This is a genomic window from Mesorhizobium sp. B2-2-4, from assembly GCF_006442375.1.
Taxonomy (GTDB): Bacteria; Pseudomonadota; Alphaproteobacteria; order Rhizobiales; family Rhizobiaceae; genus Mesorhizobium.
Map to the genome: position 1 here is coordinate 106,407 of NZ_VFWB01000016.1, position 16,657 is coordinate 123,063.

At 63.0% G+C, this 16,657-nt stretch carries 23 protein-coding genes; 17 read left to right on the forward strand and 6 right to left on the reverse strand.

Going from position 1 to position 16,657, the window contains the following annotated elements:
• Positions 1-221 precede the first annotated feature (221 nt).
• Complete coding sequence (locus tag FJ959_RS29170; protein ID WP_140520639.1) at positions 222-1,742, forward strand: leucyl aminopeptidase; 1,521 nt, start codon at positions 222-224, stop codon at positions 1,740-1,742.
• 9 nt (positions 1,743-1,751) lie between these two features.
• On the forward strand, positions 1,752-2,201 hold the full coding sequence (locus tag FJ959_RS29175) for a DNA polymerase III subunit chi (RefSeq protein ID WP_140494426.1): 450 nt from the start codon (positions 1,752-1,754) through the stop codon (positions 2,199-2,201).
• 93 nt (positions 2,202-2,294) lie between these two features.
• On the opposite strand, the gene FJ959_RS29180 is transcribed toward FJ959_RS29175, so the two are convergent.
• On the reverse strand, positions 2,295-2,894 hold the full coding sequence (locus tag FJ959_RS29180) for a YdeI/OmpD-associated family protein (protein WP_140494424.1): 600 nt from the start codon (positions 2,892-2,894) through the stop codon (positions 2,295-2,297).
• Positions 2,895-3,034: 140 nt separating this feature from the next.
• Positions 3,035-3,499: a carboxymuconolactone decarboxylase family protein gene (locus tag FJ959_RS29185; RefSeq protein ID WP_140494422.1), complete on the reverse strand. Its 465-nt coding sequence runs from the start codon at positions 3,497-3,499 to the stop codon at positions 3,035-3,037.
• An 85-nt stretch (positions 3,500-3,584) separates the two neighbouring features.
• On the opposite strand from FJ959_RS29185, the gene FJ959_RS29190 reads away from it, so the two are divergent.
• The 5 genes from FJ959_RS29190 to FJ959_RS29210 all read left to right on the forward strand — a co-directional run bounded on the left by FJ959_RS29190 (position 3,585) and on the right by FJ959_RS29210 (position 6,587).
• Positions 3,585-4,244, forward strand: a complete 660-nt coding sequence (locus FJ959_RS29190; protein WP_140633440.1) for a TetR/AcrR family transcriptional regulator — start codon at positions 3,585-3,587, stop codon at positions 4,242-4,244.
• Between the two features lie 37 nt (positions 4,245-4,281).
• Positions 4,282-4,893, forward strand: coding sequence for a hypothetical protein (locus FJ959_RS29195; protein ID WP_140555734.1), 612 nt, complete (start codon positions 4,282-4,284; stop codon positions 4,891-4,893).
• Complete coding sequence (locus FJ959_RS29200) at positions 4,890-5,738, forward strand: 23S rRNA (adenine(2030)-N(6))-methyltransferase RlmJ (protein WP_140633443.1); 849 nt, start codon at positions 4,890-4,892, stop codon at positions 5,736-5,738. The genes FJ959_RS29195 and FJ959_RS29200 overlap by 4 nt, the downstream gene beginning before the upstream one ends.
• A 35-nt stretch (positions 5,739-5,773) precedes the next feature.
• A complete protein-coding gene (locus tag FJ959_RS29205) occupies positions 5,774-6,034 on the forward strand; it encodes a hypothetical protein (RefSeq protein ID WP_181171801.1) in 261 nt (86 codons plus the stop codon).
• A gap of 100 nt (positions 6,035-6,134) precedes the next feature.
• Complete coding sequence (locus FJ959_RS29210) at positions 6,135-6,587, forward strand: hypothetical protein (protein WP_140494414.1); 453 nt, start codon at positions 6,135-6,137, stop codon at positions 6,585-6,587.
• 131 nt (positions 6,588-6,718) lie between these two features.
• Here the strand turns inward: FJ959_RS29210 and FJ959_RS29215 are convergent, their stop codons facing one another.
• Complete coding sequence (locus FJ959_RS29215) at positions 6,719-7,030, reverse strand: transcriptional regulator (RefSeq protein ID WP_140633446.1); 312 nt, start codon at positions 7,028-7,030, stop codon at positions 6,719-6,721.
• Positions 7,031-7,257: 227 nt separating this feature from the next.
• Between FJ959_RS29215 and FJ959_RS31940 the strand changes: the two genes are divergently transcribed.
• The 3 genes from FJ959_RS31940 to FJ959_RS29225 all read left to right on the forward strand — a co-directional run bounded on the left by FJ959_RS31940 (position 7,258) and on the right by FJ959_RS29225 (position 8,998).
• Positions 7,258-7,428 (forward strand): hypothetical protein, encoded by a 171-nt coding sequence (locus FJ959_RS31940; protein WP_181165133.1) that lies wholly within the window; start codon positions 7,258-7,260, stop codon positions 7,426-7,428.
• Between the two features lie 142 nt (positions 7,429-7,570).
• Positions 7,571-8,017, forward strand: a complete 447-nt coding sequence (locus tag FJ959_RS32005) for a histone (RefSeq protein WP_140624565.1) — start codon at positions 7,571-7,573, stop codon at positions 8,015-8,017.
• A gap of 384 nt (positions 8,018-8,401) precedes the next feature.
• Positions 8,402-8,998: a glutathione S-transferase family protein gene (locus FJ959_RS29225; protein ID WP_140494408.1), complete on the forward strand. Its 597-nt coding sequence runs from the start codon at positions 8,402-8,404 to the stop codon at positions 8,996-8,998.
• A 62-nt stretch (positions 8,999-9,060) separates the two neighbouring features.
• Here FJ959_RS29225 and FJ959_RS29230 read toward each other — a convergent pair whose 3' ends face one another.
• The gene (locus FJ959_RS29230; protein ID WP_140494406.1) at positions 9,061-9,717 is read right to left on the reverse strand and encodes an outer membrane protein; all 657 of its coding nucleotides are present in this window, start codon (positions 9,715-9,717) and stop codon (positions 9,061-9,063) included.
• Between the two features lie 411 nt (positions 9,718-10,128).
• Between FJ959_RS29230 and FJ959_RS29235 the strand changes: the two genes are divergently transcribed.
• The 7 genes from FJ959_RS29235 to FJ959_RS29260 all read left to right on the forward strand — a co-directional run bounded on the left by FJ959_RS29235 (position 10,129) and on the right by FJ959_RS29260 (position 15,308).
• The gene (locus FJ959_RS29235; RefSeq protein WP_140517862.1) at positions 10,129-10,890 is read left to right on the forward strand and encodes an SDR family oxidoreductase; all 762 of its coding nucleotides are present in this window, start codon (positions 10,129-10,131) and stop codon (positions 10,888-10,890) included.
• Positions 10,887-12,950 (forward strand): excinuclease ABC subunit UvrC, encoded by a 2,064-nt coding sequence (gene uvrC / locus FJ959_RS29240; protein ID WP_140633449.1) that lies wholly within the window; start codon positions 10,887-10,889, stop codon positions 12,948-12,950. Before FJ959_RS29235 ends, uvrC begins: the two co-directional genes overlap by 4 nt.
• A gap of 171 nt (positions 12,951-13,121) precedes the next feature.
• Positions 13,122-13,718 (forward strand): CDP-diacylglycerol--glycerol-3-phosphate 3-phosphatidyltransferase, encoded by a 597-nt coding sequence (pgsA, locus tag FJ959_RS29245; RefSeq protein ID WP_140494400.1) that lies wholly within the window; start codon positions 13,122-13,124, stop codon positions 13,716-13,718.
• 1 nt (position 13,719) lies between these two features.
• Positions 13,720-13,974: a molybdopterin converting factor subunit 1 gene (gene moaD, locus FJ959_RS29250; RefSeq protein ID WP_140633452.1), complete on the forward strand. Its 255-nt coding sequence runs from the start codon at positions 13,720-13,722 to the stop codon at positions 13,972-13,974.
• Position 13,975: 1 nt separating this feature from the next.
• Complete coding sequence (locus FJ959_RS29255; RefSeq protein WP_140633455.1) at positions 13,976-14,455, forward strand: molybdenum cofactor biosynthesis protein MoaE; 480 nt, start codon at positions 13,976-13,978, stop codon at positions 14,453-14,455.
• 92 nt (positions 14,456-14,547) lie between these two features.
• Positions 14,548-14,769: a hypothetical protein gene (locus FJ959_RS32435; protein ID WP_246680839.1), complete on the forward strand. Its 222-nt coding sequence runs from the start codon at positions 14,548-14,550 to the stop codon at positions 14,767-14,769.
• The gene (locus tag FJ959_RS29260; RefSeq protein ID WP_246678909.1) at positions 14,727-15,308 is read left to right on the forward strand and encodes an META domain-containing protein; all 582 of its coding nucleotides are present in this window, start codon (positions 14,727-14,729) and stop codon (positions 15,306-15,308) included. The genes FJ959_RS32435 and FJ959_RS29260 overlap by 43 nt, the downstream gene beginning before the upstream one ends.
• 26 nt (positions 15,309-15,334) lie before the next feature.
• On the opposite strand, the gene FJ959_RS29265 is transcribed toward FJ959_RS29260, so the two are convergent.
• Together FJ959_RS29265 and ndk are read right to left on the reverse strand one after the other, a co-directional pair.
• Positions 15,335-15,943 (reverse strand): class I SAM-dependent methyltransferase, encoded by a 609-nt coding sequence (locus FJ959_RS29265; RefSeq protein WP_140520628.1) that lies wholly within the window; start codon positions 15,941-15,943, stop codon positions 15,335-15,337.
• Positions 15,944-16,074: 131 nt separating this feature from the next.
• Positions 16,075-16,497: a nucleoside-diphosphate kinase gene (gene ndk, locus FJ959_RS29270; protein WP_010915217.1), complete on the reverse strand. Its 423-nt coding sequence runs from the start codon at positions 16,495-16,497 to the stop codon at positions 16,075-16,077.
• Positions 16,498-16,657 lie beyond the last annotated feature (160 nt).

Sequence of the window (16,657 nt, forward strand, 5' to 3'; positions counted from 1 at the left end):
CGGAGTGTCGGCGGGATTGGATAAGAAAGGGCGAACATCGATGGTTAACAACAGGTTGCGGCCAAAAAGCGGAGCCGTGCCGCGACGAATCGCCGTCGATTCATGTGCCATATGGGGAGCCCGTTTGGCAAAGTCTTGCCAAATGCCGGAAAACGACCAAATGTCGCGGATCGCTTCCAACCGCTTCGCGCGAGCCGCGCATTCCCCGAAAGCAGGACATGATGAACCAGAGACCCTCGATCGCCTTCGCAAAATTCGCCGCGCCGCAGACCGCCGCGAACAGAAGGGGGACGGTCTTCGTGCTGGCGGCGGATGATGGCGGCCTGAGCGAAACCGCCGCGGCGTATGATCCCGGCAAGACGCTGGAACGGGCCTTCCCTGTGGCCGAATTCACGGCCAAGTTCGCCAGCGTGGTGGAAGTGCTGACGCCACAGGCAAGCTCGCTCGACAGGCTGGTCGCGATCGGCGCCGGCAAGGTGTCGGGGCTCGACGAATACGCCTGGACGAAGCTTGGAGGCACCATCGCGGGGTCGCTACGCAAGGCGACGGACGTGGCGGTGGTGCTCGACGTGGTCGGCGCCTCGTCAAGCGGTGCGCAGGCGGCCAGCCTTGCCGCGGGTATTCTTCTGCGCAGCTATTCCTTCGACAAGTACAAGACCAGGAAAGACAAGGACGATGGCCAAGGCGACAAGGCCGAGCCGAAAAAGCCGGCCAAGATAACCATCCACACCGCCGATCCGGCGGGCGCGAAGAAGGCCTTCGCCGAGACCGAGGCGGTGATCGACGGCGTGCTTTTGGCGCGTGACCTCGTCAACGAGCCGGCGAACGTCCTGGGACCTGTCGAGTTTGCCGCCCGCGCCAAGGAACTGGAGGCCCTCGGCGTCAAGGTCGAGATCCTGGCCGAGAAGGAAATGAAGAAACTCGGCATGGGGTCGCTGCTCGGAGTCGCGCAGGGCTCGCCGCGCGGCGCCCGCATGGCCGTCATGCAGTGGAACGGCGGCAAGGCCAAGGACAGCCCCGTCGCGTTCATCGGCAAGGGCGTCACCTTCGACACCGGCGGCAATTCGATGAAACCGGCATCCGGCATGGAGGACATGAAGGGCGACATGGGCGGCGCCGCGGCGGTGACCGGACTGATGCATGCGCTCGCCGCCCGCAAGGCGAAGGCCAATGTCGTCGGCATCATCGGGCTGGTGGAAAACGCCGTCGACGGCCATGCGCAGCGTCCCGGCGACATCGTTACCTCGATGTCGGGCCAGACCATCGAGGTGCTCAACACCGATGCGGAGGGGCGCCTGGTGCTGGCCGACGCGCTCTGGTACTGCAATGACCGCTTCCAGCCGAAGTTCATGGTCAACCTGGCGACGTTGACCGGCGCGATCATGGTCGCGCTCGGCCAGCACTATGCCGGCCTGTTCTCCAACAATGACGAACTGGCGGAACGCCTGGCGACAGCCGGGCAGTCGACGCAGGAGCGGCTGTGGCGCATGCCGCTCGGTCCCGAATATGACAAGCTGATCGATTCCAAGAATGCAGACATGAAGAACATCGGCGGCCGCTATGGCGGCGCCATCATCGCCGCGCAGTTCTTGCAGCGCTTCGTCAAGGACACGCCCTGGGCGCATCTCGACATCGCAGGCACTGCCATGGGGGCGCTGTCGAACGAAATCAACCAGTCCTGGGGTTCCGGCTTTGGCGTGCGGCTGCTCGACCGGCTCGTGCGCGATCACTACGAGAGCTGATCGGGACCCATGGCCGACGTGCTGTTTTATCACCTGACCGAATCGACGCTGGAGGATGCGCTGCCCGGCCTACTTGAGCGCAGCGTCGATCGCGGCTGGCGCGCCGTGGTGCAGACAGGCACCGAGGAGCGGCGCGACGCGCTCGACCAGCATCTGTGGACGTTCCGTGACGATTCCTTCCTCGCGCACGCCACTGATCGCGAAGCCCATCCCGCTGAACAGCCGATCCTTTTGACCACCGGCGAAGGCAACCCGAACGCGGCGCAGATACGCTTCCTGGTGGACGGCGCTGCGCCGCCGGACCTTGGCGGCTACGAGCGCGCCGTGTTCCTGTTCGACGGCCACGATGCGGCCCAGGTCGAGGCCGCCCGCGGGCACTGGAAGACGATGAAAGACGCCGGCCACGCGGTGACGTATTGGCAGCAGACGCCCGACCGCCGCTGGGAACGCAAGGCCTGAGGGACGTCAGCGGCGGCTGATCACTGCCTTGTTGATAATGTGGATCGCGATCATCGAGCCGGAAGAAACCTGTCGCTCGTCACATGAGCAGCCTTACTTCTTCACTTGCGGATGGATCGTCTCCCCGCGCTTGAGCATCTCGACAAAACTCTCGATCTTCTTCCTGCGCCCGGCTTCGGTCTTCATGTTGTGGATACGGAAGGCGAGCGCGAAGCGGTTCTGCGCGCTGAGTTTTTCGAGCATTTGCCGAGCCTCTGGCTCGGCATCGATCGCGGCCTGCAGGTCATCGGGAATTTTCATGTCCTTGCCGCTGGCATAGGCACGCGCCCAGCGGCCATCGGCCTTGGCGGCTTCGACCTCGGCGAGCCCATGCCGCGTCATCCGGCCGTCGTCGATCAGCCGGGCGACATTGTCGATGTTGATCTGGCTCCAGATGCTTTTCTTCGTCCTCGGCGTGTAACGCTGCAGGAAGCTCTTGTCGTCGAGCCCCTTGCGCACCGCGTCGATCCAGCCCCAGCACAGCACGACCTCGATCGCTTCCTTTGCCGAGATCGACTTCAGTCCCGAGCCAGTCTTGTGGATTTTGATCCAGACCTCGGTTTCCCTGTCATGATGTTCGCCGAGCCAGGTATAAAAGCTCTCGGCGTCCTCGAATTCGTGCACCTTGTCGGGGTCGACCTTGACCGGCGCCATTTGCGGCCTCGTCCATGCTTTGCGATTGCACTTTCAATGCGGCATTTCCCGCTGGATGACAATCGAAGGCGAAGATGATGGCTGTCGGATGAGGGCAGTTCTGCGGTGGCCCGCAGGCGCGGACCACCGCGGGTGTCGTTTCACTGCCCGCCCATTTCCTTCTTGAACGTGTCGAAATCGACCTGCATGCCATTGAAGATGGTGCTCCAATGGCGGGTCAGCGCCGCCATCGCCACCGCCTCCTGGATTTCCTCATCGGTAGCGCCGGCGCGCTTGGCGTTTTGCGTGTCCGACCAGATGCAGTAGTTGCACGGGATCTGCGCCGCCACTGCCAGCGAGATCAATGACTTTACCTTTGGCGGCAGCGCCGTCTTGTCGCTGAGTTCGATGGCCTTGACCTCGGCCCAGGCGCCGGGCAGACCGGCTTTGGGAAGTTGCTTCACAAAGCTCGGCACGCCGCCCATGGTCGACTGGATGTCCTTTATGGTTGCATCGTAGTCGTCGGCATAGGCAGGGGCCGCGGCGAGGACGCAGGCCACGGCGGTTAGAGCCAACGCACGATGGAGGGACGAATGCACGGATTTGGCAATGCGATGGTGTGACATGTTTTCCTCCTCTGGTCTTTGTTAGCCTTACTGTGTAAGGTGAAGTGAAAAATGAACCTTACGCTGTAAGTTGTCAAGCGCGGCCATGGACTCATCGATCAAAAAAAAGCGAGCACGCGGACGGCTGTCCCGCGAGATGATCGAGGATGCCGCTTTCGAGGTGATCGAGAAGGAGGGCCTTTCCGGTTTTTCGATGCGCAAGCTCGCCGCCGTGCTCGGCTGCGAGGCGATGAGCATTTATCATCACTTCCCCTCGCAAGCGCACCTCTATGAGGCGTTGGTCGATCGCCAGGTCAGCGGGATGGTTATCCCCGACGACAGCATGCCGTGGCGCGACAGGATTCGGATGGTCATGCATGAGTTTCGCCGTGTTGCGAGGGAGCACCCGGCCTTTGCGCCATTCCTTGTCGTCTACCGGATGAATTCGCCGCCTTGCCTTGCGATGCTGAACGGCGTCATCGGCCTGTTCGAGGCTGGCGGTTTCGGCCCGGAACTCAGCGCCAGGCTGTTTCGCACCGCCAGCTATTATCTCATGGGCGCGATCCTCGACGAGACCGCGGGCTACGCCAAGGGCCCGTCGGCGGTGACCACCGTCGACGACGAGCAACTGGCGAAGGATTTCCCCAGTGTCATGGCGGCCGGGACCTATTTCGACACCGGCGGTTTCGACAAGACATTCGAACTCGGCCTCGACATGCTATTGGACGAAATGGAGCGCCTGCGCGACAGCGCCAATGCAGCCTAATTGTCCGGCAACGTCCGATTACAAGGTGATTCCCTGAATGCGCTTTCTGTTCCTGTTGATCCTGCTCGCCGGCATCGGCGTCGGCGCCATCTATCCATGGGCGATGACTAATTTCTCCGGTCACCAGATCGGCAGCTGGCGGGTCTATGAGGGCGGCCGCTTCAGGCAGGTCACAGTGCCGCTTGCCGCGCGCGATGCGCCGGTCAGGGTGCTGGTCGACTTGACCGCGAGGGCCGAGCGCATCGTTTCGCAGCAGCGCACAGTGCTGACGCTGACAGCCGCCTCCGGCGGCCGCACGGTGCTTGCCTCGACGCTTCAGTTCAATCATTCCGACAATCCGCGTCAGGCGAGCCCGCAACTGCCCGACAAGATCTTCCGCGATGAGGCTGGCGTGATCCGGACCGTCGGCCCCGGCCCCTATGTCTTCACCGTCGGTCCCGGCGACGCCGACGACATCCCGATACGCGCGGTCGATCTTGTCTTGCGCTCCGGTGTGGGCGAGACCGACAGCCGTGCGCGACCGGTTGGCTTCGCGCTGATGGCGATCGGCTTGATCGGCTTCCTGCTGTCCTTGCGTTCTGCCGGCGGCCGGCCGCAAAATCCGAATTCACAGCCACCGCCGCCACGTTGGGGCAGGGGTTCCACATGAACTATCGCCACGCCTATCACGCCGGAAATTTTGCCGACGTCCTCAAGCACGTCGTGCTGACGCGGCTGCTTGAATATCTGAAGCAGAAGGACAAGGCGTTCCGCGTCATCGACACTCATGCAGGCATCGGCCGCTACGATCTGTCCTCGCCCGAGGCGCAGAAGACCGGCGAATGGCAAGGCGGCATCGGCCGGCTGGTCGATGCCGCGCCCGAAGCCCAGGCCGCAATGCTGCTCGCGCCCTATCTCGACGCGGTGCGTGCGTGCAACGCAGACGGTCCATTGAAAAAATATCCGGGCTCGCCGCTGGTCGCGCGGCACCTTCTGCGTAAGCAGGACCGGCTATCGGCGATCGAGCTGCACCCGAAGGATGTCGCGAAGCTGAAGACGGAATTCGCCGGCGATTTCCAGACAAGGGTGATCGAGCTCGACGGCTGGCTGGCGCTCGGCGCACACCTGCCGCCGAAGGAAAAGCGCGGACTGGTGCTGATCGATCCGCCATTCGAGGAAGAGGGCGAGTTCGGCCGCCTCGTCGACGGGCTGGCGAAGGCGCACAAGCGCTGGCCGGGCGGCATCTATGCGCTGTGGTATCCGATCAAGGACCGCAAGGCGGTGATTGGCTTCCGCAAGGCACTGAAGGAAACCGGCGTTCCGAAATTGCTCGACATCGAATTCGAAATCCGGCCCGCGTCGCAAGAGCCCAGCCTCGACGGCAGCGGCCTGGTCGTGGCCAACCCGCCTTTCACGCTGGAAGGTGAATTGCGCATTCTCCTGCCGGCCCTGCACAAATTGCTGGTCTTGGAAAAGCCGGCGCACTGGACGCTGAACTGGCTGACAGGGGAGTAGCAGCGGGATGCAGGCTGCGAGCGGCGTCCTTACAGATGCGCCAAGACAAACAGTTAAAGCGGGTCTGCGGCCGGCCCGGCTCCGCTCCGCTGGATTTGGTGGCCGGCTTCTGCCTCGCCATCGGCGCCGCGGTGCCCTATGCCGCCGGCGCGCTCATCCTGTTCACGGTGGCGGCGAATCTGCTCGTCCTGCCCTTCTGGCGCCATCACGGGCCGGAAAGGCAGGCGCTGAGGTCCGCCTTCCTGGTCAACATCGCCGTTATCGGCGGGCTGCTGCTGGCGGCGCGCCCCGGCTGATGGCCGGCGGCCACGCCCTGGAAACCATTGTCAATGCAATCGCTTGACCGCCGCCCGGCGAATCCCGCACAGTGCGCGCAATCGACCTTGAGAGGCTGCCATGACTCGCTTCGCCCGCTCCGCCCTTGCCGCCCTGATCTCGCTCTGCACGCCGTTTGGCACATCGCTTGGCTTCACCCAGGCGGCGCAAGCCGCCGATCTTGCCGTCTATTCTGACGAGGACAGCGGCATTTGCGGCGAAGCCTGGGTGCTGAACAAGATCACCAGCCGCTTCTCCTATCAGGTGCGGCACGTCCCGCACCTGCCGGATGTCGCGATCACCGATTTCCACCGCATCCACCAGCACCGCTACTTGCCGGCCAGCGAGGAATGGCCGATCGGCCGTCGCTATTGCGGCGCCACGGTCGCCCTGTCAGATGGCCGCGACCGCGCCATCTGGTACCTGATCGAGGAAGGCCAGGGCTTTGCCTCGATCGGCGACAATGTCGAATTCTGCGTCTCGGGCTTCGACCGCTGGATGGTCTACAACGGCCGCTGCCGCATCCTGCGCTAGCGGGCGGTTTCCAGTCGATTTCGTTGGTGCCTGCGGCCTAAGCCGCGGGCCTTTTCTGCGACTCGGGGTATCGGCCCTGACGAAAATATGTGCCGCGCGGCACGCGCCGACAATGTTTGCCAATCGCAGTGCTATTTCCTGCCTCGCGTCGCCTCGGCTTCACCGATGATCTTTCGAAGAAAGGCAACGTGACCGCGAAAAGCGCGCCGCCCGATCGTCGTTGCTCTGATCCGTGTCCGCGGCCGCCGCCCGACGAAAAGCTTTTCAACATCGACGTAGCCCGCTTTGGCCAGCGTGTCGAGATGCGCGCCGAGATTTCCGTCGGTGGTTTCGATCATAGCCTTCAGCTGCGTGAACTCCAGCGCCTCGCGTCTTTCCAGCGTGTTCAGGGCGGCCATGATCCTGAGCCGTGTACTCTGATGGATGATGTCGTCGGCACTCATCAATTGGCTCCAATGCTGCGGACCTTGAGCTGTCACCCTATGGCTCTGCAGCCTCGGGCAGTACTAACCATTCGCCTTTGTGAACGACATCGAACACACTTGCCAGAATACTCTGGCATGCAGAGTAATCTGTCAATTCAGTGATGAAGCCAGGCTTGACAAGGTGATCTCCAGATCGGCGCATCGCATTGCACTTGTAATCCGAAGGGACCGGTCGCCTGCAAAAGATGATCATTCTCTATAAGCCGAAGCTCATGATATTCGCGGCCGAAGATCAATGCGTGAAGCTACTTGCTGATCTTTGCAGCTTCATGGCAGGCGCGCCCACGCAGCGCATCGAGAATGTCGATGCCAAATTGCTGGCGATATCGGAAGATAACGCCATATTTTTGCGATGATGAGTGTGATCATGTGTCGATCGCAACGAAAATTTAAGCTGAGAAAATCATATCATTGCTTCGCTGGCTAGCGAGGCGCGAGTCAGATAAGCATGACACGCCGGGCCATTAACGGTCGTCGGCATAACGCAAGGGGCATCGCATGGCTAAGCAGTCATCAAAAGCGCCGGCATCCAAGGCACCGGCAAAGAAAGCACCTGTAAAAGCGGCGGCGGCGAAAGCCACGACCGCAGTCAAGAAAGCAGCACCCGCTGCCAAGCCGAAGGCGGCAGCGCCGAAGGCAAAGGCGGCACCGGCCAAGAAGCCGGCAGCCAAGGCCGCCGCGAAACCGGCGGCGAAGAAGGCAGCGCCCGCCAAGGCCAGCGCCGCATCCGCAAAGAAGGCTGCACCGGCCAAGAAGGCCGCTCCGGCAAAGAAAGCCGCTCCGGCCAGGAAGCCGGCTGCCAAGGCCGCGGCCAAGCCCGCTGCAAAGAAGGCAGCCCCTGCCAAGGCTCCGGCCAAGGCTGCCGCGGCGAAGTCTTCGGCACCGGTGAAGAAGGCGGCGCCAGCCGCCAAGAAAGCAGCGCCGGCGAAGGCCGCGAAGAAATAGTCACGTTTCTTCGCGCCGGGGACCGTGTCGGCAGAAATGAGGGCAGGTGCCGTTGAGGCCTCGCGCCCTCTGCTCTGGCATTGGGGCGCAACGAGAGGGGCGGACGCCAGATATCTTTCGCAGTTCCCAGGACTTCGCCGCAGGGCGAAGTCCGGTGGGCTTTTGTTGCCCGCGCCATCACGCGGCGACGGGACGATCGTTGGTCTTGTCGGCCTGTCGGAGTTTGCCGCCGTCATCATGCGGCGCATCCTGATCAAGGCGTACAAGAGACCAAGGCATGCAGGAGTGGTCGCCGGCTGCTGGCGGCTGGTTTTTCCGCTTCTGGCTGTTGCGCGGGGAAGGGCGCCCGGTCAACAGTGACGGGCTGCCAACAGGAACCCGATCATGCCGAAGCTGCTTTACGCCTCCACGTCCCCCTATAGTTCCAAGGTACGAATGGCGGCCCTTTATGCCGGCATCGCGGTCGACCTGGCGCCTGTCAAGACCGAAGACAAGCCGGCCGAACTGATCGGCGCCAATCCGCTAGGCAAGATCCCCGTGCTGGTGCTCGACGACGGCCGCTCGATCCACGACAGCCGAGCCATCACCCAGCAGCTCAACCGGATGTCGAAGAGCGCGCTGTTTCCGCGCAATCCCGACAAGCGGCTGGAAGCGGAAGTGCTGGAAGCGTTGGCGGACGGCATCTGCGACTGTGCGCTGTCGATGGTTTATGAGCGCCGCACGCGGCCCGAGGAGATGGTCTACCAGCCCTGGCTCGATCGCCAGTGGGCGAAGATCACCGCCGCGCTCGATCTACTCAACGCCAATCCGCCGAAACTGCCGAAGAAGATCACCGCCGGCCAGATGGCGCTGCGCGCCTGCCTTGGCTACCTGGCGCTGCGTTTCGCCGGGAAATGGGAAAAAGGCCGCAACCGGCTGGTCCGCTGGGCCGCGCGCTTCGATGAGAAATTCCCGGACCTGAAACCCTGCGTTCCCGCGTGAGCGGCCGACAATAAAAAAGCCGGGCGCGAGGCCCGGCTTCTTCGTGTCGTGGCTTGAACGACTTAGAACTTCATACCGACGCCGAAGGTGACGCGGTTGTCGGTGGCCTTGACCTTGCCAATGCCATCGAAGTCCTTGCTGCCGAAGTCGGTGTAGCGGTATTCGACGCGGCCGAACACATTGTCGGTCAGCTTGATGTCGGTACCAAGACCGGCGGTCCAGCCGATCATGGTGGCGCGGTCGCTGGCGCCGAGGACGCTGTCCTCCACCTTCAGGCTCCTGCCGGCGAGACCACCGGTGCCGTAGAGCAGGATTTCCGGGGTCACAGCGTAGCCGAGACGGGCACGCAGCGAGCCTTCGAAGCCGGCCTTGGAATCGATGCCATTATCGTCGCCCTTGACGCCGTTGTAGCCGAGTTCGGCTTCACCGCCGTAGACGAAGTTCTCCTGCTGCCACTGATAGCCGCCGAAGACGCTGCCGATGAAGCCCTTGGTATCGGTTTCAACGTCGAAATCCTTTTCCTTGGTACGGCCGCTGAAGCCATAGCCAAGATTAAGACCGGCATAGGGGCCGGCCCAGGACGCGACGGGCAGTTCGGCGACCGGGGCAGGTGCCGGCGGCTCTTCCTGGACCACATCGGCGGCATAGGCAGTTCCACCGAGGGCGAAGAGCCCGAGCGCTACGGCCAGCGGCCGTGCGAATTTGAGATTGGCTTGCATTGTTGTTACTCCTTAAGCCACAGGACACAGGCTTGTTCTTACGATCGCCCATCAACCCGTCCGGGGGGTGAAACGGATCTGGCGTTCGTCGGTTCCAAATGTCGTGTCGAAATGCGGCTGAAGCGAACCTGAACTTGGGTCATTCCCCGGCGCGAATGAGGCAGAAACTTGACGTTGCATCTTCGCAACAGCGAAATGTCAGCAGATGGGCCGTGCCGCGCCGCACGCGGCTTGGTGCAAGGAGTCCGGCCCCCTATATTGTTTCGAGGCTGGCTCATTGCGGGGCCGGCTCGAGATGCCGAACCGGCCGTTTCGCCACAATGCTGCCGCAGGTGCGAACGCCATTTAACGGGTGGCGGGCCATAATTTGCCGGCGCCCTCCTTTGCGCCGAAACCGAGGATTGACAACAGATGAGCAAAGCCACCGCGGCGCTGGTGACGGGCGGGGCAAAACGGATCGGTAGCGCGATTGTCGAGGATCTCGCCGCCCACGGTTTTGCCGTCGCCATTCACTGCAACCGCTCGCGCGATGACGCGGATGCGCTTGCCCAGCGGATCAACCGCGCCGGCGGCCACGCCGCCGTGGTCGCCGCCGATCTGACCGACATGGCCGAGGTCGGCGACCTGGTCGGCCGCGCCGAAGCCGCGCTCGGGCCGATCTCGCTGCTGGTCAACAACGCTTCGCTGTTCGAGGACGATTCGGTTCTTGATTTCGACTGGCAGGGCTGGGACCGCCACTTCGCCATTCATGTGAAGACCCCGGCGCTGTTGGCGCAGAACTTTGCCCGGGCCCTGCCGGACGGGCGGGAGGGGCTGATCGTCAACATGATCGACCAACGTGTCTGGCGGCCGACGCCGCGCTACTTCTCCTATGCGCTGTCGAAGTCCGCCTTGTGGACGGCAACCCAGATGATGGCGCAGGCGCTCGGCCCGCGCATCCGCGTCAATGCCATCGGTCCCGGCCCGACCTTGAAGAACGCGCACCAGGACGACAGTGACTTTGCCGCGCAACTCGCCGGTCTCATTTTGAAACGCGGCCCGCAATTGCCGGAATTCGGCGCCACAATCCGCTATCTCTGGGAAGCCCGCTCGGTTACCGGGCAGATGATCGCGCTTGATGGCGGCCAGCATCTTGCATGGCGCACACCTGATGTGACAGGCATGACGGAATGAGTCCCGCAGAGCAGAAACACAAGATGCGTGGCGGCGCCGACGATCTGCCTCCCGAAATCGACGTCGAGGACGAGGCGGCGGAGGAGATCGTCGAACCGGCCGGCCCGGACGTCGCCTTCACCGCCATCGACTGGACGCCGCATGCCGGCGATGCCGACGGTATGGTCGGCGCCGAAGTGATCCAGACGCTGGTCAAGCGGCTGCCCAATGCGCCGGGCGTCTACCGCATGATGAATGCCAATGGCGACGTGCTCTATGTCGGCAAGGCTCGCAGCCTGAAGAAGCGCGTCACCAATTACGCGCAAGGCCGCTTCCACACCAACCGCATCGGCCGCATGGTGCGCGAGACCGCGACGATGGAGTTCGTCGTCACCCGCACCGAGATCGAGGCGCTGCTGTTGGAGGCCAACCTCATCAAGCGGCTGCGGCCACGTTTCAACGTGCTGATGCGCGACGACAAGTCGTTTCCCTACATCCTCTTGACCGGCGACCATGTCTCGCCCGGCATCTACAAGCATCGCGGCGCGCGTTCGCGCAAAGGTGATTATTTCGGCCCCTTCGCTTCCGCGGGCGCGGTCGGCCGCACCATCAATTCCTTGCAGCGCGCCTTCCTCCTGAGGAGTTGCACCAACTCCTTCTACGAGAACCGCACGCGGCCTTGCCTGCTCTATCAGATCAAGCGCTGCGCCGGTCCGTGCACCGGCGAGATTTCGCATAGCGACTATGCCGAGCTGGTCGCCGAGGCGAAGGATTTTCTTTCCGGCCGCAGCCAGAAGGTGAAGACCGAGATTTCGGCCGCCATGCAGCAGGCCTCGCAAGACCTCGATTTCGAGCGCGCCGCCATCTATCGAGACCGGCTGGCGGCACTCTCGCACGTGCAGAGCCACCAGGGCATCAATCCGCAGACCGTCGACGAGGCCGATGTCTTCGCAATCCATCAGGAGGGCGGCCAGGTCTGCATCCAGGTGTTCTTCTTCCGCACCGGCCAGAACTGGGGCAACCGCGCCTATTTCCCGAAGGCCGATCCGGCGCTGGAAGGCGCAGAGGTGCTGGGCTCGTTCCTGGCGCAGTTCTATGACGACAAGCCGACGCCGCGGGCCATTCTGCTGTCGCACGCCGTGGAGGACCAGGAACTGTTGGCCGAGGCGCTCTCGACCCGCGCCGGCCGCAAAGTATCGATCTCGGTGCCGCAGCGCGGCGAGAAGAAGGACCTGACCGACAACGCGTTGCAAAATGCCCGCGAGGCGCTCGGCCGTCGGCTGGCCGAAACCTCGACGCAGGCCAGGTTGCTCGCCGGCTTCGCCGAGACCTTCGGGCTCGAAAAGCCGCCGGTGCGCATCGAGGTCTACGACAATTCGCACATCATGGGCACCAACGCCGTCGGCGCCATGGTCGTCGCCGGGCCGGAAGGTTTTGTGAAGAACCAGTACCGGAAATTCAATATCCGCTCGACCGAGATCACGCCCGGCGACGATTTCGGCATGATGCGCGAAGTGATGGAGCGGCGCTTTTCACGATTGCTCAAGGAGCATGGTGATGTGACGCCCGACGATGCCTCGGCAGGCGAGGCGGACAGCGATGAGGGCGACATGTCAGGCGGCTTTCCTGCCTGGCCCGACGTCATCCTGATCGATGGCGGCCAAGGCCAGATGAGCGCCGTGCGCAAGATCCTCGCCGATCTCGGCATCGAGGACCGGGTCGTGGCCATCGGCATCGCCAAGGGCCAGGACCGCGACGCGGGCCGCGAGCGCTTCTTCGTCAAGGGCAGGGACTCTTTTTCGCTGCCGGTACGCGACCCGGTGCTCTATTTTGTCCAGCGCCTACGCGACGAGGTTCACCGTTTCGCCATCGGCTCGCACCGGGCCCGCCGCAAGAAGGAGATGGTCAAGAGCCCGCTCGACGAGATCGGCGGCATCGGCCCCAGCCGCAAACGGGCGCTGCTGATGCATTTCGGCACCGCCAAGGCGGTCGGTCGCGCGGCAATCGAGGACCTGGTAAAGGTCGACGGCATTTCCGAGCAGGTGGCCAGACTGGTTTACAACCATTTTCACGAGAACTGATGCATGTCGCCCGAAAGCGACCGTCGGCTCCCGGGCGAAGCAAGGAGCGGCGCGGCGTAGCCCGCGAGATGACAAGATTGGCCTATTTTTGCTGGCCAATCGATTTTGGCCTGTTGACCCCCTACATCAGCTTCTGATTTGAGTACGCAGGCAGAAAGAGTTCCCCCGGATATGGCTCAGCGCGCGTTCAACCTTCCGAACATCCTCACCTACGCCCGCATTATCGCGGTGCCGCTGGTGGTGCTGTGCTTTTTCCTCGAGGGGCATCTGAAGTCGAGCGACTTCGCCCGCTGGTCGGCGCTGATCATTTTCCTGCTGGCGTCCATCACCGACTATTTCGACGGCTATTTCGCCCGCGCCTGGAAGCAGACCTCGAACATCGGCAAGATGCTCGACCCCATTGCCGACAAGCTGCTGGTCGCGACATGCCTGCTGCTGCTTGCCGCCGACACCGACCGCCATGCCGGCATTGCCGGCTGGTCGCTGTGGGCGGCGATCATCATCCTGTGCCGCGAAATCCTGGTTTCGGGCCTGCGCGAATATTTGGCGGCGCTCAAGGTCTCCGTGCCGGTGACGCAGCTTGCCAAATGGAAGACCACTATCCAGATGGTCGCCATCGCCTTCCTGCTCGCCGGTCCGGCCGGCGACAAGATTTTTCCGCTGACCACACAGACCGGCCTGGTGCTGTTGTGGATCGCCGCCCTGGTCACGCTTTACACCGGCTATGACTATTTCCGCGCCGGCCTCAAGCACATCATGGACGAATAGGATGACGAAGCTCATCTACTTCGCCTGGGTGCGGGAGCGAATCGGCAAGCCGGACGAAGACGTGGAATTGCCGCATGGCGTCGACACGGTCGCGGACCTGTTGCGCTGGCTGAAGTCGCGCGGCGAGGAATACGAGCATGCGCTGCAATATCCCGACGTGATCCGCGTCGCCATCAACCAGGAACATGTCGAGCACGGCGAAAAGATATCTGGCGCGCGCGAGATCGCGCTGTTTCCGCCGATGACCGGAGGCTGAGATGGCCGGCGCGGTCGTACCTGTCGTGCGCGTTCAGCGCCGAGATTTTGACGTCGCCGCCGAAATCGCCAGACTGACGCAAGGCCGCGCCGACATCGGCGCTGTGGTCACCTTCTCGGGCCTGTGCCGTGACGAGCAGGGGACGCTCTCGGCCCTTGAGCTCGAGCATTATCCGGGTATGGCAGAGGTCGAAATCGCCCGCATCGCGGCCGAAGCGGTTCAGCGCTGGCCGCTGCAGGGCATCACCGCCATCCACCGTCATGGCAAGATCCGGCCAGGCGAGAACATCGTGCTGGTGGTGGCGGCCTCCGCGCATCGGCAGGCCGCGTTCGAGGCGGCGAATTTCCTCATGGATTATCTGAAGTCGCGCGCTCCCTTCTGGAAGAAGGAGCATCGCGCTGACGGCTCCGAAGGCGGCTGGGTCGAGGCCAAGGAGAAAGACGAACAGGCGGCAGGACGCTGGAGGCCAGCGTCCGAATAAATTCGGCCCCAGCCACGCATTGACCGCAATCCTTTGGCCAATTCGCTGTTGGTCAGCCTGGGCTGTGGCCAGCCCGGGGAAGGGAGATGGTCATGCTGGACAGGATAGCGGAGTTCTTCGTCTTCGGTTTCGTGCCTCTGGTCGTCGGTATACTAGCCGTGCCGGAACTCTCCGTGGCCGCCGAAAAAGCCCTGAAGGGCGAGGTGACCTACCGCGAGCGCATCGCCTTGCCGCCAATGCCGTGCTCTCGGTCCAGCTTGCCGATGTCTCGTTGGCCGACGCGCCCGCCAAAATCGTCGGCGAACAGAAGCTGACGCCGGCAGGCCAGGTGCCGATCAGCTTTGCGGTCAAATTCGATCCGTCCCAGATCCAGCGGCGGATGACCTATGCGTTGCAGGCCCGCATCACCGTCGGCGACAGGCTCCTGTTCATCTCGGATGAGCGCCATCAAGTCGATCCGCTGACCGATGCGCCGCAAACCATCATGCTCAAGATGGTGACGCCAAGCCCCGAGCCCACTGCTTCCGTTCTCGATCAGCTTTGGCTTCTCGATTATGTCGACGGCGTAGCCATCGCCGCGCCGCAAGCGACATTCCGAGTGAGTGAAGCAGGCAAGGCCGGCGGCAACGGTCCCTGCAACAGCTATTTTGCCACCGCCAACCTCGATGGCCTGAAGATCGCGATCAGCGACATCGGCTCGACCTACAAGGCCTGCGCGCCCGAGGTGATGGCGGAGGAAAAGGCGCTGTTCGAGGCTCTGGCAAAGGCGGCTTCGTATAAAGTCGATGCCGGCAAGTTGACCATCGCCGACGGGAACGGCCGCGAGATCCTGCGTTTCAGCGCCGCGAGCTGATGCCATGAAACGGGTGTCGGCGGAGGTCAGCCGCTCATTTTTTCGAACACGGCGCCATAGTGGTAGGGCGGCACCTCGACCAGCTCGATGAATTTGAGGCCGGCCGCCTCGACGGCCGTGATGGTCTGTTCCGGCGATATCCTCAATTCGGTCTTCGGTCCGCGGGGCTCGCCGAGCACCGTGGTTTGTTCACGCGGCTGCTGATGCCAGTTGACGACAACAAAGCGTCCGGCAGGGACGAGCGCTTCGCTAACGGCTCGCGCCAGCCGTGGCCGGTCCGGCACGCCGTGGAAGGCGTTTGCCATGAAGATGAAATCGACGGGGCGGGATATCAGGCTCGCGAGTTCATAGGCATCGCCCGCTACGAGATCGAAATTCCTCGTGCCGTTTTCATTGAGCCGGCGACGGGTGACGTCGAGCAGGTCGGTATCGATATCGATGCCGACGACATGGCGGGCGACCCTGGCGATGGGCAACGTAAACCAGCCGTCGCCACAGCAGAGGTCGGCCACCTCCATGCCCGGCTTCAGTCCCGTTGACGAAAGCACGGCACCGGGGTCGGGCCACAGCACCTCCCACCAGCCGCTCGATGGCATCTCGGTGCCCTGGAAGAAGCCGGGAATGGTGCTGGTCATGCTTCGCCGGCTCCCTGTGCCTGACCGACTTTAGCGCGGGCAAGGGTTCAACGGCAGTGCCGGATCGATCCGTTTCAATGAAAAAGGCCGGCAATCCGCCGGCCTTTTTCGGTCACAATGCCAGGGTCGGCTCAGCCGACGATCTCGGTGTCGGAGAACCAGTACTTGATCTCCTGCGCAGCGGTTTCCGGCGCGTCCGAACCGTGCACCGAATTCTCGCCGATCGACAGCGCATGCACCTTACGGATGGTGCCTTCGGCGGCGTTGGCCGGGTTGGTGGCGCCCATCACCTCACGGTTCCTGGCAATGGCGTTCTCGCCTTCCAGCACCTGCACGATCGTCGGCGCCGACGACATGAATTCCACCAGCTCGCCGAAGAACGGACGATCCTTGTGGACGGCGTAAAAACCTTCCGCCTCACGGCGGCTCATCCAAACGCGGCGCGAAGCGATGACGCGCAGACCGGCATCTTCCAGCATCTTGGTGATAGCGCCGGTGAGATTGCGCCGCGTTGCGTCCGGCTTGATCATGGAAAAGGTGCGTTCGAGCGCCATTGGGTCGTCCTTGTCTGGTTGGATTGGGAGTGGCGGGCTCTATACAAGCCGGCCGGCTCATTGCCAAGAGGAAGTCGACAGAGGTGTCGTAAGCAGATGAGTTGTCCGGATTAGGTAGCACGTGAGTTGTCCGGTTTTATCGCCAGCGGATGGAGGCTGG

Bases quoted from the DNA above. Each gene is read 5' to 3' on its own strand.
- moaD (WP_140633452.1), top strand. From the start codon at position 13,720: ATGACGAAGCTCATCTACTTCGCCTGGGTGCGGGAGCGAATCGGCAAG.
- FJ959_RS29200 (WP_140633443.1), top strand. From the start codon at position 4,890: ATGAACTATCGCCACGCCTATCACGCCGGAAATTTTGCCGACGTCCTC.
- FJ959_RS29265 (WP_140520628.1), bottom strand. From the start codon at position 15,943: ATGACCAGCACCATTCCCGGCTTCTTCCAGGGCACCGAGATGCCATCG.
- FJ959_RS29180 (WP_140494424.1), bottom strand. From the start codon at position 2,894: ATGGCGCCGGTCAAGGTCGACCCCGACAAGGTGCACGAATTCGAGGAC.
- FJ959_RS29225 (WP_140494408.1), top strand. From the start codon at position 8,402: ATGCCGAAGCTGCTTTACGCCTCCACGTCCCCCTATAGTTCCAAGGTA.
- FJ959_RS32005 (WP_140624565.1), top strand. From the start codon at position 7,571: ATGGCTAAGCAGTCATCAAAAGCGCCGGCATCCAAGGCACCGGCAAAG.
- FJ959_RS29215 (WP_140633446.1), bottom strand. From the start codon at position 7,030: ATGAGTGCCGACGACATCATCCATCAGAGTACACGGCTCAGGATCATG.
- FJ959_RS31940 (WP_181165133.1), top strand. From the start codon at position 7,258: ATGATCATTCTCTATAAGCCGAAGCTCATGATATTCGCGGCCGAAGAT.
- FJ959_RS29235 (WP_140517862.1), top strand. From the start codon at position 10,129: ATGAGCAAAGCCACCGCGGCGCTGGTGACGGGCGGGGCAAAACGGATC.
- FJ959_RS29255 (WP_140633455.1), top strand. From the start codon at position 13,976: ATGGCCGGCGCGGTCGTACCTGTCGTGCGCGTTCAGCGCCGAGATTTT.
- FJ959_RS29175 (WP_140494426.1), top strand. From the start codon at position 1,752: ATGGCCGACGTGCTGTTTTATCACCTGACCGAATCGACGCTGGAGGAT.
- pgsA (WP_140494400.1), top strand. From the start codon at position 13,122: ATGGCTCAGCGCGCGTTCAACCTTCCGAACATCCTCACCTACGCCCGC.
- FJ959_RS29230 (WP_140494406.1), bottom strand. From the start codon at position 9,717: ATGCAAGCCAATCTCAAATTCGCACGGCCGCTGGCCGTAGCGCTCGGG.
- uvrC (WP_140633449.1), top strand. From the start codon at position 10,887: ATGAGTCCCGCAGAGCAGAAACACAAGATGCGTGGCGGCGCCGACGAT.
- FJ959_RS29195 (WP_140555734.1), top strand. From the start codon at position 4,282: ATGCGCTTTCTGTTCCTGTTGATCCTGCTCGCCGGCATCGGCGTCGGC.
- FJ959_RS29185 (WP_140494422.1), bottom strand. From the start codon at position 3,499: ATGTCACACCATCGCATTGCCAAATCCGTGCATTCGTCCCTCCATCGT.
- FJ959_RS29170 (WP_140520639.1), top strand. From the start codon at position 222: ATGAACCAGAGACCCTCGATCGCCTTCGCAAAATTCGCCGCGCCGCAG.
- FJ959_RS32435 (WP_246680839.1), top strand. From the start codon at position 14,548: ATGCTGGACAGGATAGCGGAGTTCTTCGTCTTCGGTTTCGTGCCTCTG.
- ndk (WP_010915217.1), bottom strand. From the start codon at position 16,497: ATGGCGCTCGAACGCACCTTTTCCATGATCAAGCCGGACGCAACGCGG.
- FJ959_RS29205 (WP_181171801.1), top strand. From the start codon at position 5,774: ATGCGCCAAGACAAACAGTTAAAGCGGGTCTGCGGCCGGCCCGGCTCC.
- FJ959_RS29210 (WP_140494414.1), top strand. From the start codon at position 6,135: ATGACTCGCTTCGCCCGCTCCGCCCTTGCCGCCCTGATCTCGCTCTGC.
- FJ959_RS29190 (WP_140633440.1), top strand. From the start codon at position 3,585: ATGGACTCATCGATCAAAAAAAAGCGAGCACGCGGACGGCTGTCCCGC.